Source organism: Nitrobacter sp. (genome assembly GCF_051535215.1).
GTDB lineage: Bacteria > Pseudomonadota > Alphaproteobacteria > Rhizobiales > Xanthobacteraceae > Nitrobacter.
In genome coordinates this window covers 1-15873 of the sequence record NZ_JBPPLY010000009.1, presented here as the reverse complement: position 1 = coordinate 15873, position 15873 = coordinate 1, and the positions used below count along the sequence as shown (strand labels likewise).

Here is a 15873-nt window from a genome sequence, read left to right as displayed (position 1 = left end):
CGCGGCCATCACGCAGCGATGCAGTTTTGGAAGCCTTCGCGGATCAGCGCTTCGGGCAATTCGCGGCCGATGAACACGACGCGGCTTTCGCGTTTCTCGCCAGGCTTCCATTCGCGCTGGCGGCTGCCCTCCAACATCATGTGAACGCCCTGGAAGACATAGCGATCGTTATCGTCGGCGAAAGCGAGAATGCCCTTCGAGCGCAGGATCTTCTGTCCTTCCGCCGCCAGCAGTTCCTGTAGCCACGGCATGAACTTCTCCTGATCGAGCGGCTTGTCCGAGCGTAACGACATCGATTGCATCTCTTCGTCATGGTAGTGCTTCAGACCATGGTCGTGCTCGTGCTCGTGATCATGGTCATGATGATGGCCGTGGTCATGATCGTGATGATCATGATGATGATCGTGGTGATGATCGTGATCGTCCTTGGCGAGGAAATCCGGTTCGAGTTCGAGGATACGGTCAAGATCGAACGCGCCGCGCTCCAGAACATCCGACAGCGCCACCTGGCAGCGTTCGGTGCGATGCAGCTTGGCGTAAGGATTGATGCCGCGTATCCGCCCTTCAACCTCGGCCAGTTCGGACTTGGACACCAGATCGGTCTTGTTGAGCACGATGACGTCGGCGAAGGCGATCTGGTTCTTGGCCTCGGGCGCATCCTTCAGCCGCTCGCTCAACCACTTGGCGTCGGCGACCGTAACCACGGCATCAAGCCGTGCGTTATTCTGCACGTCCTCGTCGACAAAGAAGGTCTGCGCGACCGGCGCCGGATCGGCAACGCCCGTGGTCTCCACGATGATGGCGTCGAACTTGCCCTTGCGCTTCATCAAGCCTTCGAGAATGCGCACGAGGTCGCCGCGCACCGTGCAGCAGACGCAGCCGTTGTTCATTTCGAACACTTCCTCGTCCGCGCCGATGATCAGGTCGTTGTCGATGCCGACCTCCCCGAATTCGTTGACGATCACGGCGTACTTCTTTCCGTGGTTTTCGGAGAGAATACGGTTCAACAGCGTGGTCTTGCCTGCGCCGAGATAGCCGGTGAGCACGGTCACGGGAATCTTCGTCGAGGCGGGCGCGTTTACATCAGACATCAACTGAACTCGTGGCTGCTCCCCTCCCCTTGCAGGGAGAGGTTGGGGTCAATAGCGCGCGTGAACATTCAGCGATCGCCCCCGGCCGCTTCGCGACCGGCCCTCTCCTCCGGAGAAAAGGCAAAAAAGGCGTCGCCCGACTAGTCCGCCAGCGCGCTCGTCAGCGCCTTTATATTATGCCTGACCATGTCAATGTAAGTGGGGGCGTCGCCATTTTCGTCGCTTAAACTGTCGGAATACAGGGTCCCTCCGACCCGCGCCCCGGATTCGGCCGCAATCCGGCGGATCAGCCGTTCGTCGCTGAGATTCTCCAGAAAAATGGCCGGGATCTTTGCGTTTCTGATCTGGGTGACGGTCATGGCGATGTCGCGCGCGCTCGGCTCGCTGTCGGTCGAGACGCCCTGCGGGGCGATGAAAGCGATGCCATAGGCCGCCTCGAAATAGCCGAAGGCATTATGGGTCGAGATCACCTTGCGCCGCTCGGGCGGAATCCGCTCCACCGCATCGCGAACCTCGCGATCCAGCGTGTCGAGTTTGGACAGATAGGCCGCCGCATGAGCCCGATAAAGCCCCTCACCCGGCGGATCCGCCGCGATCAGACCATCGCGAATATTGGTGACATAGATTTTGGCATTGGCGACGGATTGCCATGCATGAGGATCGGCCGGGTCTTCGTCATGTCGGGCGCTGTGCCTTTCGCCCGCGTCCGCCCCGCGCAAGGCAACGCCGCGGGACGCAACCACGATCGTCGCGTGGCCACCAGAAGCCTGTACCAGCCGCGGCAGCCAGCCTTCGAGGCCGAGGCCATTGACGATCACCAGTTTCGCGGCCGCGACTTTCCTGACGTCTGCCGGCGTCGGGGTGAACACATGCACGTCGCCGTTGGTCCCGACCAGCGTCGTAACATCAACCCGCGTGCCTCCGACTTCTTTGACGAAATCACCGAGGATGGAGAAGCTTGCGACAACCGCGATGCGATGATCACTGCCGTCGCCGCCATGACTTTGGGCACGGGCGGGAGCCAGCGCCGCCAGCACGATCGCGATCGCCCAGAATACGAGACGGCAAGACCGCGCCATCATCACGCTTCGAGATGGGGCGCCGGGAAAAGCTGCCGAAGCATCCCGCCGACGCTGCCGAACAGCACCGACATCACATAAAGCACCGTGGCGACCAGAATGACCGCAGGCCCCGACGGCACCTTGCTGTGGAACGACAGCACCAGTCCCGCGTACCCCGACAGCATCGCGCTGACGACGGCGACCATCATCATGCCGGTGATGTCGCGCGCCCAAAACCGCGCAATGGCGGCCGGCAGCACCATCAGCCCGACCGCCAGCAGCGTGCCCAGCGCGTGGAAGCCGTTAACCAAATTGACGACGACGAGCGCCAGAAACGCCAGATGCGCCGGCACGCCCGCACGGCTCACGGTGCGCAGAAACAGCGGATCGACGCATTCGATCACCAGCGGGCGATAGATTACGGCGAGAACCACAAGCGTCACGGTGGCGTTGATCGCGATCACGATCAGCGTCTGGTTGTCCATCGCAAGGATATTGCCGAACAGCACATGCAGCAGATCGATGTTGGTGCCCTTGACCGACACGATGGTGACGCCGAGCGCCAGCGAGGCGAGATAGAAGGTCGCGAGCGACGCATCCTCCTTCAGTTCGGTGACGCGCGATACCACCCCCGCCAGAATCGCCACCGCGAAACCCGCGACCAACCCGCCAACCGTCATCGCGAACAGATTGAGGCCGGACAGCAGGAAGCCGACGGCCGCTCCCGGCAGGATCGCATGCGCCATCGCGTCGCCGACGAGGCTCATCCGCCGCAGCATCAGGAATACGCCGATCGGCGCGGCCCCGAGCGCGAGCGCAATCGATGCCGCCAGCGCGCGGCGCATGAACTCGAAATCGGCGAAAGGAGCGACCAGCCAGTCGTAGGCCATGATACCTCAGGCCGCGCGCGGCGGCAGCTGCGCCGCGCATGCGGCCGCGCCGTCGTCGAAGGCTTCGCACATCTGCCTGGCGCGCGAAAGGTTATCCGATGTCAGCACCTGCGCCGTCGGCCCCCATGCCACCTCGCCGCGCGCGAGCAGCAGCGTCTGCGGAAAATTCGCGCGCACCAGATCCATGTCGTGCAACGCCGCGAGCACGGTGCGCTTCTCCTCATGCCAGCGTCGCACCAAAGCGAGCAGATCGGCCGACGTCTTGGCGTCAATCGCGTTGAACGGCTCGTCCAGCACGATCACGGCCGCATCCTGCAACAGCACCCGCGCGAACAGCATTCGCTGCATCTGCCCGCCCGATAGCGTGCCGATGGGGCGGTTTTCGAATCCGTTGAGGCCCACCGCCGCCAACGCCTCCACGATCTTTCCGCGCTGGGAGCGGCCCAATGCGCCAAACGCGCCGGTGGCGCGCCACAGCCCGGAGCCGGTGAAATCGAACACCGAAATCGGAAAGCTGCGGTCGATCTCGGCGCTCTGCGGCAGATAGGCGATGTCGCGGAGATCGCGCTTGCCACGCGCGATCGAACCGGCCAGCGGCTTCAGGATGCCGACGATGCCGCGAAACAGCGTCGACTTGCCCGCGCCGTTCGGACCGACCACCGCCAGCAGCGCACCGGACGCGACTTCCCCGCTCAGGTGATGAACAGCCGGATGCCGGTCATAGCCGAGAGTGACGTCGCGGAACTGGAGTTGTGCCGCCATCTCACCTCATCGCCATCAGCACGGCGGCCCAAAGCCCGGCGCTGACCGCAAGCGCGGCACCGAGCCGCGCAACCAGCGCCATCCGCAGAATCGACCACGGGACCGTCTGGGCCGGATGCGGCGTGGACGGACCGTGGCCATGCCCATGCTCGTGAGCCTGACCATGGTCGCGATCGTGAAAATGGAGCACTTGATACGCTTTCCGATCCCGGAACGGGACAAGGAGTCAAACCGCCAATATCCTGATGTAATCGTTATATTATAACATCACAGGAGTCCAGCGGACAACGGCTTCAGGGCGCGCTGGGCTTCGGAACGCGAGGCGCACCCGGCGGTCCAGTTTCACGCCAGGTGGCGAACCAGCGCGAACAAGCCTGCGATCGCCAGCACGACCGAGCCGGTCATATAGAGGGCAGCAAGACCGATCTCGTTGCGCTCATACAGCAGCGCAAAATCGAGCAAGAATGTCGAGAAGGTGGTGTAGCCACCGAGAACCCCGGTCATCACAAATAGCCGCCACGGCTGCGCGGCACTCCCCTTGAATGCGAGATAGCCGGCGATCAGGCCCATCACGATGGAGCCTGAAACATTGATTAAAAATGTGCCGAATGGAAAATGCGTCCCGCGAAAATCCGCGCGCACAAAATATTGATCCCATGCCGAAAGGTCGCGCCGAGGCCGCCGCCGACAAAAACCAGAAGATAGTTCATCGTTTGTCCCTGTCATTGAAAGCCTTGCGTCCGTCAGTCGACTGTCATTGTCTTGCGCATGGGTGTTGCCGAAAAACCTTCAACGCGGCAAGGCGGTCGCCCCATCAGGTCCTTAAGGACCGATGAAAAAAGGCGGCACCATCGTGCCGCCTTTTGAATTCTCACAATCGCGACAGAGACGTCGTCAGGAGGCCTTGCCCAAAAGCTCGTCGACATATTCCCAGTTCACCAGGTGATCCAGGAACGCCTTCAGGTAATCGGGACGGCGATTGCGGTAGTCGATGTAATAGGAATGCTCCCAGACGTCGCAGCCGAGGATCGGGGTCGCGCCGTGAATCAGCGGATTTTCGCCGTTCGGGGTCTTGCTGACTTCGAGCTTGCCATTCTTCACCTGCAGCCAGGCCCAGCCGGACCCGAACTGCCCGGCGCCGGCCGCGGCGAAAGCGGCCTTGAATTTGTCCAGACCGCCCAGATCCTCGGCGATCTTCTTCTCCAGACGGCCCGGCAGCTTGTCGCCGCCGCCGTTCGGCTTCATCCACTGCCAGAAATGCAGGTGGTTGTAGTGCTGCCCGGCGTTGTTGAAGACGCCCACGAACGCGCTTTTGCCGTACGAACTCTTGACGATGTCTTCGAGCGATTTGCCTTCGAATTCGGTCCCCTTGATCGCGTTATTGCCGTTGGTCACGTAGGCCTGATGGTGCTTATCGTGATGATATTCCAAGGTTTCCTTGGACATATGGGGCGCGAGCGCGTCGTAGGAATATGGCAGGTTCGGAAGCGTGAAGGTCATGGGGTTATTGTCCGAATTGGTGGGAGAATCGGTGGGAACAAGAGTATCTGACGAGACCCCCTGTCGAAGGTTCCATCGCCATAAATACTACGACAGCCGTTACATACCATAACATAAGAGCGGTCAACGCTGAGTATTAGGTCTTGTAGGCTGCGCATTCACGGGACGCGCGGCTACCGCCGATGCCGGCGTTCGCGATCAGCAGGCGTCCCTCGGGGGCGGCTTGCATCCGATCCGTCCGGGCCGGATATAATTTTCGAAAAACGGCTTTGCTTCCGCTCGCCTCTGGCCGCTCGAAGAACGGCTTCGCTTCCGGCTCGCTTATAGGCCCGGCCTCGATCGTGAGACATCCTGTCGCGAACATGGCCTCTCCTTCCATATGACGTTGCACGACTCCTTTTTTTTGTTATGCACACCGGATTGCTCTGGAGGTTGTCATGCTCGTGCGATCCGGTTTCGCGATTGCAATCCTTGCCGCTATCTTGTCCATCGCCCATGCGCAGACAGCGCCCGATCCCACCGGCATCTGGCTGACGCAGGCCGGTGACGCCAAGGTCCGTATCAGCAAATGCCGCGGCGGAATTTGTGGCGTGGTGGTCTGGCTCCGCAGCCCCATCGATCCGGCGACAGGACGGCCGGCCGTCGACGACAAGAATCGCAATCCATCGCTGGCGAAACGACCGATGATCGGGCTGCCACTGTTCCAGGGCATGTCGCCGAGCGGCCCGAACAAATGGTCCGGCACGATCTACAACGCCGACGATGGCAACAGCTACGCCAGCAGCATTTCCGTCGCCAACGCCGGCTCGCTGCGCGTGGAAGGCTGTGTCGGCGCGTTGTGCGGCGGGGAGATGTGGACGCGTTCCCGCCGCTGAACAACCGACAACGGCGCTCAACCTCAAAGTCTCGCCTTCAAAGTTTTGCCGCGCGCAGCCGCAGCGCATTGCCGACGACGCTCACCGACGACAGCGCCATCGCCGCCGCCGCCACGATCGGGGACAACAGCAGGCCGAAGACGGGATAAAGAACGCCGGCCGCGATCGGGATGCCGGCGGCGTTGTAGACGAATGCGAAGATCAGGTTTTGCCGGATATTACGCATGGTCGCCTCGGAAAGACGACGCGCGCGGACGATCCCGCCGAGATCGCCCTTGAGCAGCGTCACGCCGGCGCTTTCCATGGCGATATCGGTCCCGGTGCCCATGGCGATGCCGACATCGGCGGAGGCGAGCGCCGGAGCGTCGTTGGTGCCGTCTCCGGCCATCGCCACGACATGCCCCTCATTCTGAAGCCGGGTGACGACGGCGCTCTTCTGCTCCGGCAGAACATCCGCCTCGACCTCGGCGATGCCGAGTTGTTTTGCGACCGCGTCGGCGGTGGTGCGATTATCGCCGGTCAGCATGATGACCTTGATGCCTTCACCAGCCAGCGCCTTCAGGGCAGCCGGCGTCGAGGGCTTCACAGGATCGGCGATCGCGAGCAGCCCGGCCAGCTTGCCGTCGACCGCAACGTTGATGACGGTCGCTCCCGCGGCGCGCAGCCGCTCGGCACGGGGCGTCATTCCGGCAACGGCAACATGAGCAGATTCGAGAAACGCGGCCGATCCGATCAGCACCATCCTGCCGTCGACCTTTCCGCTCACGCCCTTTCCGGCCGGCGCATCGAACTCCTGCACGTCGTTCAGCGCCAGATTGCGTTGCTTCGCCGCGGCCATGATGGCGTCCGCAAGAGGATGTTCGCTGGATCGTTCGACGCTCGCGGCGAAGCGCAGCAGATCGTCCTTGTGAAAACCTTCCGCGGCCTCGATGGTGACGAGCCGGGGTTTTCCTTCCGTCAATGTGCCGGTCTTGTCGACCACCAGCGTGTCGACCTTCTCCATGCGCTCCAGCGCCTCGGCGTTCCTGATCAGCACGCCGGCCTGCGCGCCGCGCCCGACGCCGACCATGATCGACATCGGCGTGGCGAGGCCGAGCGCGCAGGGGCACGCGATAATCAGCACGCTCACTCCGGCGACCAGACCGAAGGCGAGACGCGGCTCGGGTCCAACCAGAGCCCAGACCGCGAACGCTGCAACGGCTGCGGCGATGACGGCCGGCACGAACCACCCGGCCACCTGATCGGCCAGACGCTGGATCGGCGCGCGCGACCGTTGGGCCTGCGCGACCATCTGCACGATCCGGGACAGCAGCGTGTCACGTCCGATCTTCTCGGCCCGCATCACGAAACTTCCCGAGCGGTTGATGGTGCCGGCGATCACCTTGGCGCCGGCTTCCTTGCTGACCGGCATGGATTCTCCCGTCACCATGGATTCATCGAGCGACGAGCGGCCGTCCGCGATGACACCATCCACCGGCACCTTCTCGCCGGGACGTACGCGGAGGCGGTCACCAACAACAATGTCGTCGAGCGCCACGTCGTGGTCAGCGCCCGACTCGTCGACGCGGCGCGCGGTCTTCGGCGCGAGATCGAGCAGCGCCTTGATCGCACCCGATGTCGCCTCGCGCGCGCGCAACTCGAGCACCTGCCCGAGCAGCACCAGGATCGTGATGACGCTCGCCGCCTCGAAATAGACGGCGACCGCGCCGTCGTGCCCGCGAAACGCCGGCGGGAACAGTCCGGGTGCGACCGTCGCGGCAACGCTGTAGAGATAGGCGACGCCGGTGCCCATCGCGACCAGCGTGAACATGTTGAGGTTGCGCGTCAGCAGCGACTGCCAGCCGCGCACGAAGAACGGCCAGCCGGCCCAGATCACCACCGGCGTTGCCAGGGCGAACTGAATCCAGTTCGACAGCGTCGGCTCGACCCAGCCGTGCGCTCCGGCGATGTGTCCCCCCATGTCCAGCGCGATCACAGGCAAAGCCAGGATCAATCCGATCCAGAAGCGCCGCGACATATCCGCAAGTTCGGGATTAGGCGCGTCATCCAGCGAAACCAGTTCCGGCTCCAGCGCCATTCCGCAGATCGGACAGGCGCCGGGGCCGACCTGACGGACGTCCGGATGCATCGGACAGGTATAGATGGCGTCTTTCGGCAGGTTCGCGGGCGGCGGCGTCTCGGACTTGTCAAGATACGACCGCGGGGACGCGGCGAATTTGGTCCGACAGCCGGCGGAACAGAAATGATAGGTCGTGCCGTGATGATCGAAACGATGCTTGCTGGTCTGCGGGTCGACGCTCATGCCACAGACGGGATCGAGGACTTTTCCATCGTGCGTATCGACGACACCATGCTGATCGTGATGCGATGCGTGAGCGTCGTGATGCGCGTGCGCACTATGGCTGTGGGTTTCCGTGGCGTCTCCGCCACAGCAATTCGATCCATCGGATGCGCCGGCGGAAGATACAGCCTGCGCCTCGACCGCGCCACAGCAGCCATTTTTCGACGTCGCCTGCTCGGCTATGCCCATCCTGAATCTCCACGGTCGGCTCTTGCAGCATATACCCTATAGGGGTATATACTGCGCATGCGCGATAATCTCAAGGCATCCTGCCGCAAACGATTGAGCCGGATCGAAGGTCAGGTGCGCGGCCTGTCGCGAATGGTCGATGAAGACCGCTATTGCATCGACATCGTGACACAAATTTCGGCCGTGCGCGCCGCGCTACGGCGTGTCGAAGAGGAAGTGCTCAAGGATCATGTGGCGCATTGCGTCGAGCACGCGATCACAAGCGGCAACAAGGCCGATCAGCGCCGCAAGATCGCCGAGTTGATGGCCGTCATCGAGCGGGCGGACCGGTAAGTCGAATACCATAACCGCCAGATGAGTTGAGAGCGCGTCGCATGCGGCCTCCGCTCGAAAGGTCGCGCACAGGCAACATTCTCTCTTTTGCGAACGCATTTCCTTAAAGCGGTAAAAACGTAAAGGCCCTTCAAATTTATGTTCCATGGAATGGAACTTTGAGCCTTCCGGAAATTTAAAATCGGTCTAGACTTCGCTCTTGCGAAGACCATGGGGAGGTTCTGCATGTCCGCGAAGCCGCCAACAACCTGGTATGAACTCAAGCCGCAAGCTGGATTTCCCGACCGCCGATTCGTTTTGAAGGCCACACTGGGCGGAGCGGCACTCGTATCGACGCTCAGCGTCTCCGAGGCGCAAACCCCCGCGGTATTGCTGGACGGCTATACCCCCGTTTATTTCACTGCGGACGAATGGGCCTTCATCCGGGCCGCTTGTGCGCGATTGATTCCATCGGAAGGCGACGGTCCCGGCGCGATCGAGGCTCAGGTCCCCGTCTTCATCGACAGGCAGATGGCGGGCGACTTTGGCAACGCGGCGGACTGGTACATGATCGGGCCGCACGACCCGACCGCCGATCAACGGCTCGGTTTTCAATCGCCCCTGACACCGGCGCAGATCTATCGCGAGGGCATCGCAGCGGTCGATGCATGGTGCAAGACCGAAAAAGGCAAAATCTTCGTCGAACTCGACCCTCCTGCGCAGGACGACGTGCTCGATCAACTGCACTCCGGAAAACACAAGCTCAAACCTGAACTGCGAGACTTCTTCTCGCTCCTCCTGCAAAACACCAGAGAAGGTTTTTTCGCGGACCCGATGTACGGCGGAAACTACAAAATGGCGGGCTGGAAGCATGTCGGCTTCCCCGGCGCGCGAGGTTCTTTCCTCGAATGGGCGAACACCACGGATGTCGCCTACCCGCTCGGTCCGGTTTCCATCGCTGGCGACAGGGGCTGACCGATCATGGCAAGACAGGAAAAGAAGACCGACGCCGTCATCGTCGGGCTGGGTTGGACTGGCGCGATCCTGGGCATGGAGCTTGCCGAGGCGGGACTTGAAGTCCTCGCGCTGGAGCGCGGCGAGGACCGTGACACCGTACCGGATTTCGCCTATCCGAAGATGATCGACGAGTTGAAGTACGGCGTGCGGCTCGGTCTCATGCAACGACCGGCGGATTCCACGCTAAGCATCCGCCGGTCGTCGCAGGAAACGGCGCTCCCTTATCGCTCGCTCGGAAGCTTTCTTCCGGGCATCGGCGTCGGAGGCGCCGGCGTGCACTGGAACGGTCACACCTGGCGGGCCCTGCCGGAAGAGCTTCGGTTGCGATCCTATGTCGTGGAAACCTTCGGCGAGAAGGTCATTCCCGAGGACATGACGATCGAGGACTGGGGCGTGACCTATGAAGAACTCGAGCCCTATTTCGATCGCTTCGAATATGTCTGCGGCATTTCCGGCAAGGCTGGCAATCTCGCAGGGCAGACGCAGGATGGCGGCAATCCGTTCGAAGGACCGCGCAAGCGCGGCTATCCGCTGCCACCTCTGCCGACATTGTTGAACGGAAAAATGTTCCACGATGCGGCCAAGGCGATGGGCTATCACCCTTTCCCGATGCCGTCGGCGAACCTTTCTGATTCCTACACCAATGAATATGGCATGCAGCTCGGGCCATGTAATTTCTGCGGCTTCTGCGAGCGCTTCGGCTGCATCAACTATTCGAAATCCTCACCGCAAACCTGCATTCTCGGTGCGCTGAAACGCAAGCCGAACTTCCGCTACCGCACCCGCTCGGACGTGCTGCGCGTGGAGCTTTCAGCCGACAAGAAAACCGCGACGGGTGTCACCTACATCGACGAAAAGGGCGACGAAATCTTCCAGCCCGCCGATCTTGTGATCCTCGCCGCCTATCAATTCCACAATGTGCATCTGATGCTGCTGTCGGGCATCGGCCAGCCCTACTCGCCGGAAACGGGCGAAGGGGTGATCGGAAAGAACTACGCCTACCAGATGACTGGCGGCACCGGCCTTTTCTTCAAGGATCATCATTTCAACCCGTTCGTCGGCGCCGGATCGAGCGCGATGGTGATCGATGATTTCTCCATCGGCCAGATCGATTTTGCCAAGGAAGGTTTCATCGGCGGCAGCTACATCTCCAGCGGCCAGTTCAACGGTCAGCCGATCCGTTCGATGTCGGTTCCCGGCGGCACGCCGGCCTGGGGCGCCGGCTGGAAGGAAGCGATCAAGACATGGTACGGCCGCTCGATGAGCATCAGTTCGCACGGCTCGAACATGTCCTACCGCGACTGTTACCTCGATCTCGATCCGACTTACCGCAACAAATACGGTCAGCCGATGCTGCGTATGACGTTCGACTGGAAGCCGAACGACATTCGCATGACGCAGTTCATGCGCTCCAGGATTGAGCCCATCGCGAAATCGATGAATCCGGTCAGTTTCGTGTCGGGGTATAAAAACGACCAGTCGCATTACGACGTACGTCCCTACCAGACCACCCACAATGTCGGCGGCGCGATCATGGGTGTTGATCCGGCCAAGAGCGCGATCAACCGCTATCTGCAAAGCTGGGACGTGCATAATGTCTTCGTGATGGGCGCGGGCGCATTCCCGCAGAACCTCCAGTACAATCCGACCGGCACGGTCGGCGCGCTGGCTTACTGGTCGGCGCGCGCCATCCGGGAAGACTATCTGAAAAATCCCCGTCCCCTGATGTGATCCGAGGAGCGCGACATGAGAATGCTTCTTCGCCTCATCAGCCTGCTGATCCTGATCGGGATCGCCGTCGTGCTCGGCGCTATCTTTATTCCGGCGCATCGCACCGCGGCGCTCACCGATCTACCTGCCAATTATGAGACGCCGAAGGGAGCCGGCGAACAGGTCGCGATTGCCGCCGACTGCATGGCCTGCCACACCGCGCCGGGCGGCAAGCTCTTCGCGGGCGGACGTGCGATCGATTCCCCGCTCGGAAAAATTTATTCGACCAATATCACGCCCGACAAGAAGACCGGCATCGGACGCTACACGCTCGATGACTTCCGCGCCGTCCTCTATGACGGTATCAGAAGCGATGGAGCGCATCTCTATCCAGCGATGCCTTATCCAAGCTATCGCAAGATGACGGAAGAGGATGTTCGCGCGCTTTACGCTTACATGATGAACGATGTGGCTCCGGTCGAATCGACGCCTCCCGCGACTAAACTTGCGTTTCCGTTCGATCAGCGCTGGGGCTTGCGGCTCTGGAACCTGGTGTCGCTGCCGCTCGTGGGCTTCAAGCCGCATATGGGTGACGCCAGACTTGATCGCGGCGCTTATCTCGTCGAGGCGCTGACCCATTGTGGTTCGTGTCACACGCCGCGCAACAAGTTGACCTTTGCAGAGAAAGCGTATGATTCCCGCTCCGCCGAGTTCCTGACCGGAGCTACTCTCAACGGATGGCCGGCGCCCGACCTGCGCGCCCGCGACAGCGCAGCGCAAAGCTGGAGCGATGATCAGCTTGCCGCACTCCTGACGGGCGGGCGCAACGCCACGGACGGCGTATCGGGCGAAATGGCGCTCGCGGTTGAACATTCGCTGCAATATCTCTCCAAAAGCGACATCGAGGCGATCGTTGCTTATCTCAAAGCCATCAAGCAGGATCGCCCCGCTGCGGGCGTCAGCCCACCGCGCTCGTCGCCCGAACCAACCGCTGAGCTTCTCGCCAGCGCCTCGCCGCAGCTCGATCTGGGCGCACGGCTCTATCTCGACAACTGCAACGCCTGTCACTTTACCAATGGCCACGGCGCGAAAAGCGTCTTTCCGCGCCTCGACGCCAACTCGCTGGTGACGTCGGCCGAGCCGGGCGGCCTCATTTCGGTGATCCTGAATGGTGACGCCATGCCCTCCACGGAGCAGCGCCCGGCGCGTCTGGCCATGCCCGGTTTTGGCTGGCGGCTGAAAGACGACGAAGTGGCTGCGCTCGCGACGTTCGTGCGCAAGAGCTGGTCCAACAACGCGCCCGCCGTGACCGCCGCGGATGTCGCCAAACTGCGCAATGCCATGCGCGCGGAGCATTGAAGCAGTCGCCCCAGCGCGAGCTGGATGTCTCAGGCGTGTGGATCACGATGATTTTGGATCGACCGATCCAGAATCATGAACGTGACCGGTTTCGAAAAGTCGAGAGCGGACGGGCGAAACCCGCTTCCGCTCTTCTCGCGCCGGAGTCTTTCACCGTTCCACGGAAACGGTAAAAGACTTCGGCTTCTTGCTTTGACGCGTTTTCTTCACGCGAACCGGATTTCACTTCCGCTCGAAAAGCCCTTTACCGCATCTGTCTCGCCGCCTCGACCATATTTATGAGTGCCGGCTTGACTTCCTCCCACTTGCGGGTCTTCAGCCCGCAATCCGGATTGATCCAGAGCTGGGTATCGGAAAGACGCTGCCGCGCAAGCTTGAGCAGGCTCGTCATCTCATCGACAGCTGGCACGCGCGGGGAGTGAATGTCGTAGACGCCGGGGCCGATCTCGTTCGGATATTTGTAGTTCCTGAAGGCGTCGAGCAGTTCCATCTTGGAGCGCGACGTCTCGATCGAGATGACGTCGGCGTCCATCGCCGCGATCGCGTCGATGATGTCGTTGAATTCCGAATAGCACATATGGGTATGGATCTGGGTCGTGTCGGCGACGCCGCTCGCGCACAGACGGAAACATTCGACGGCCCAGTCGAGATACGCCTTCCATTCGGACCGGCGAAGCGGCAGTCCTTCGCGCAGCGCAGCCTCGTCGATCTGGATCATCGATGCACCGGCCGTTTCCAAATCAGCGACCTCGTCGCGGATCGCGAGCGCGATCTGCCGGCAGGCAAGGCTGCGCGGCACGTCGTCGCGCACGAAGGACCAGTTGAGAATGGTCACTGGCCCGGTGAGCATGCCCTTCATCGGCTTCGATGTCAGCGATTGTGCGTATTTCCACCAGCCGACGGTCATCGGCTTGGGCCGGGATACGTCGCCGAACAGGATCGGCGGACGGACGCAGCGCGAGCCGTAGCTCTGCACCCAGCCGTGCCTGGTGAAAGCGAAACCGGAAAGCTGCTCGCCGAAATACTGCACCATGTCGTTGCGCTCGAACTCGCCATGCACGAGCACGTCGAGGCCGATATCTTCCTGCCAGCGGATGGTGCGCGCCGTCTCCTCCTGCAAAAACTTCTCATAATCGCCATCGCTCAGTGCGCCCTTGGCATGGGCCGAACGCGCCTTGCGGACCTCGGCGGTCTGCGGGAACGAACCGATGGTGGTCGTGGGGAACGACGGAAGGCCGAAGCGGTCGCGCTGCAACTTCGCGCGACCCGCAAAGGCACTCTTCCGCCGGGCCATGCCGGGCGTGACCGCTCCGATCCGTGCCGCAACCGCGGCATCATGAACCTTCGGCGAAGCCTTGCGCGCCGCCGCAGCGTCTGCCGATGCCTTCAGCGCGTCGGCGACCGAGGTGCAGCCCTTGGCGAGAGCTTCGCCCAGCGTCGCGAGCTCACCCATCTTCTGCACTGAGAAGGCGAGCCAGCTTTTCAGCTCGGCATCGAGATCGGTTTCCAGTGAAACGTCGATCGGTACATGCAGAAGCGAGCAGGACGGCGCGATCTGCACGCGATCGACGCCACGTTCGGCGACCATTGGCTCTAGGCGATCGAGCAATGCGGGGAGATTGGCCCGCCAGATATTGCGACCGTCGATCACGCCGAGCGACAGCACCAGATCGCGCCGCGCTTTTGCCGTCACGGCGTCGAGTTGTTCGGGCGCGCGAACGAGATCGAGGTGGAGGCCGGCGACCGGCAGCGAGAGTGCGGTATCGAGGTTGTCGCCAAGGCCGCCGAAATAAGTGGTCAGCATGATCTTCAGATTTGGCAGCGCCTCTGCCAACTGTTGATATGTCGCGCGCAATGCCTTGCGGGTCGCATCGTCGAGATCGAGAACGAGACAGGGTTCGTCGAGTTGCACCCATTCCGCGCCCTCCGCGGCAAGGCGCTTCAGCAACTCGATGTAGACCGGCAACAGACCGGAAAGCAGCGACAGCGCATCGAGATCCGCGTCCTTGCTCTTGCCGAGTTTCAGATAGGTGACGGGCCCTAGCAGCACCGGCCGTGTCTGGTAGCCTAGCGCCCGAGCTTCGCGATATTCATCAACAGCCTTCAATGACGAGAGTTCGAATCGTTGACCCTTGCTGAATTCAGGGACCATGTAATGATAATTGGTATCGAACCACTTGGTCATCTCCTGCGCCGGCGCGCCGTGAGCGTGACCGTCGCCACCATGCGCGCAGCTTGAATCGTGATCTTCACCCTGCGCGCCACGCGCCATCGCGAAATAGGTGGCGAGCGGCACGGTCCCGCTTTTCCATCCGTAGATGTCCGGGATCGCGCCGACCATGACGCTGGTATCGAGCACATGATCATAGAGGGTGAAATCGTTCGACGGGATGACGGTGACCCCGAGCGACTTCTGGCGCGCCCAGTTCGCGGCGCGCAAGCCGGCTGCCGCTTCAAGCAGCGCGGATTCGCTGGACTTGCCCGACCAATAGCTTTCAAGCGCGATTTTCAACTCGCGACGCGGACCGATGCGCGGCGTGCCGAGCGTGGCGACAGGAAGAGAGGAAACTGACACGGCTTTACCCCATATGTTGGGGGCTGGGCCTTAGCGACGCGGCATGGGAATCCTGGCAAGGCTTGCCATGAAAACCGCAAGCGCACCACCGGGACACCCCGCCCGAGGACGACTATGTTGCCGGGGCAGGTCTCCTGGCTCGCGGGTCTCGGCTTCGGTCCGGCCTTCCCGGGATTGCTCCCAGTGACACT

The 15873-nt window shown here is 61.9% G+C and carries 13 protein-coding genes, 1 pseudogene and 1 riboswitch; of the genes and pseudogenes, 5 read left to right on the top strand and 9 right to left on the bottom strand.

Annotated features, from left to right (window positions below; translation table 11 throughout):
• Positions 1-8 precede the first annotated feature (8 nt).
• The 7 genes and pseudogenes from ACS3WB_RS10505 to ACS3WB_RS10475 all read right to left on the bottom strand — a co-directional run bounded on the left by ACS3WB_RS10505 (position 9) and on the right by ACS3WB_RS10475 (position 5304).
• The gene (locus ACS3WB_RS10505; protein WP_438275506.1) at positions 9-1091 is read right to left on the bottom strand and encodes a CobW family GTP-binding protein; all 1083 of its coding nucleotides are present in this window, start codon (positions 1089-1091) and stop codon (positions 9-11) included.
• A 140-nt stretch (positions 1092-1231) separates the two neighbouring features.
• Complete coding sequence (locus ACS3WB_RS10500) at positions 1232-2170, bottom strand: metal ABC transporter substrate-binding protein (RefSeq protein ID WP_438275505.1); 939 nt, start codon at positions 2168-2170, stop codon at positions 1232-1234.
• Between the two features lie 2 nt (positions 2171-2172).
• Positions 2173-3042, bottom strand: coding sequence for a metal ABC transporter permease (locus ACS3WB_RS10495; protein ID WP_438275504.1), 870 nt, complete (start codon positions 3040-3042; stop codon positions 2173-2175).
• 6 nt (positions 3043-3048) lie between these two features.
• Positions 3049-3804 (bottom strand): metal ABC transporter ATP-binding protein, encoded by a 756-nt coding sequence (locus tag ACS3WB_RS10490; RefSeq protein WP_438275503.1) that lies wholly within the window; start codon positions 3802-3804, stop codon positions 3049-3051.
• Between the two features lies 1 nt (position 3805).
• A complete protein-coding gene (locus ACS3WB_RS10485; protein ID WP_438275502.1) occupies positions 3806-3994 on the bottom strand; it encodes a hypothetical protein in 189 nt (62 codons plus the stop codon).
• Positions 3995-4146: 152 nt separating this feature from the next.
• Positions 4147-4514: pseudogene (gene crcB, locus ACS3WB_RS10480) on the bottom strand (fluoride efflux transporter CrcB).
• 184 nt (positions 4515-4698) lie between these two features.
• Positions 4699-5304 carry a superoxide dismutase gene (locus tag ACS3WB_RS10475; protein ID WP_438275501.1) on the bottom strand — a complete coding sequence of 202 codons (606 nt, stop codon included), beginning with the start codon at positions 5302-5304 and terminating at the stop codon, positions 4699-4701.
• A 437-nt stretch (positions 5305-5741) separates the two neighbouring features.
• On the opposite strand from ACS3WB_RS10475, the gene ACS3WB_RS10470 reads away from it, so the two are divergent.
• Entirely contained in the window at positions 5742-6179 is a 438-nt protein-coding gene (locus ACS3WB_RS10470; RefSeq protein ID WP_438275500.1) for a DUF2147 domain-containing protein, read from the top strand.
• Between the two features lie 37 nt (positions 6180-6216).
• On the opposite strand, the gene ACS3WB_RS10465 is transcribed toward ACS3WB_RS10470, so the two are convergent.
• Complete coding sequence (locus ACS3WB_RS10465) at positions 6217-8709, bottom strand: heavy metal translocating P-type ATPase (RefSeq protein WP_438275499.1); 2493 nt, start codon at positions 8707-8709, stop codon at positions 6217-6219.
• Positions 8710-8766: 57 nt separating this feature from the next.
• Here ACS3WB_RS10465 and ACS3WB_RS10460 point away from each other — a divergent pair, with 57 nt between their 5' ends.
• The 4 genes from ACS3WB_RS10460 (at position 8767) to ACS3WB_RS10445 (ending at position 13107) form a co-directional block, all read left to right on the top strand.
• Complete coding sequence (locus tag ACS3WB_RS10460; protein WP_292613052.1) at positions 8767-9042, top strand: metal-sensitive transcriptional regulator; 276 nt, start codon at positions 8767-8769, stop codon at positions 9040-9042.
• Positions 9043-9267: 225 nt separating this feature from the next.
• Complete coding sequence (locus ACS3WB_RS10455) at positions 9268-9996, top strand: gluconate 2-dehydrogenase subunit 3 family protein (protein ID WP_438275498.1); 729 nt, start codon at positions 9268-9270, stop codon at positions 9994-9996.
• A gap of 6 nt (positions 9997-10002) precedes the next feature.
• On the top strand, positions 10003-11769 hold the full coding sequence (locus tag ACS3WB_RS10450) for a GMC family oxidoreductase (protein WP_438275497.1): 1767 nt from the start codon (positions 10003-10005) through the stop codon (positions 11767-11769).
• Positions 11770-11784: 15 nt separating this feature from the next.
• Positions 11785-13107 carry a cytochrome c gene (locus tag ACS3WB_RS10445; RefSeq protein WP_438275496.1) on the top strand — a complete coding sequence of 441 codons (1323 nt, stop codon included), beginning with the start codon at positions 11785-11787 and terminating at the stop codon, positions 13105-13107.
• 244 nt (positions 13108-13351) lie between these two features.
• Here the strand turns inward: ACS3WB_RS10445 and metE are convergent, their stop codons facing one another.
• The gene (metE, locus tag ACS3WB_RS10440) at positions 13352-15682 is read right to left on the bottom strand and encodes a 5-methyltetrahydropteroyltriglutamate--homocysteine S-methyltransferase (RefSeq protein ID WP_438275495.1); all 2331 of its coding nucleotides are present in this window, start codon (positions 15680-15682) and stop codon (positions 13352-13354) included.
• 107 nt (positions 15683-15789) lie between these two features.
• Positions 15790-15873: riboswitch (cobalamin riboswitch) on the bottom strand. This riboswitch is flagged as partial in the annotation.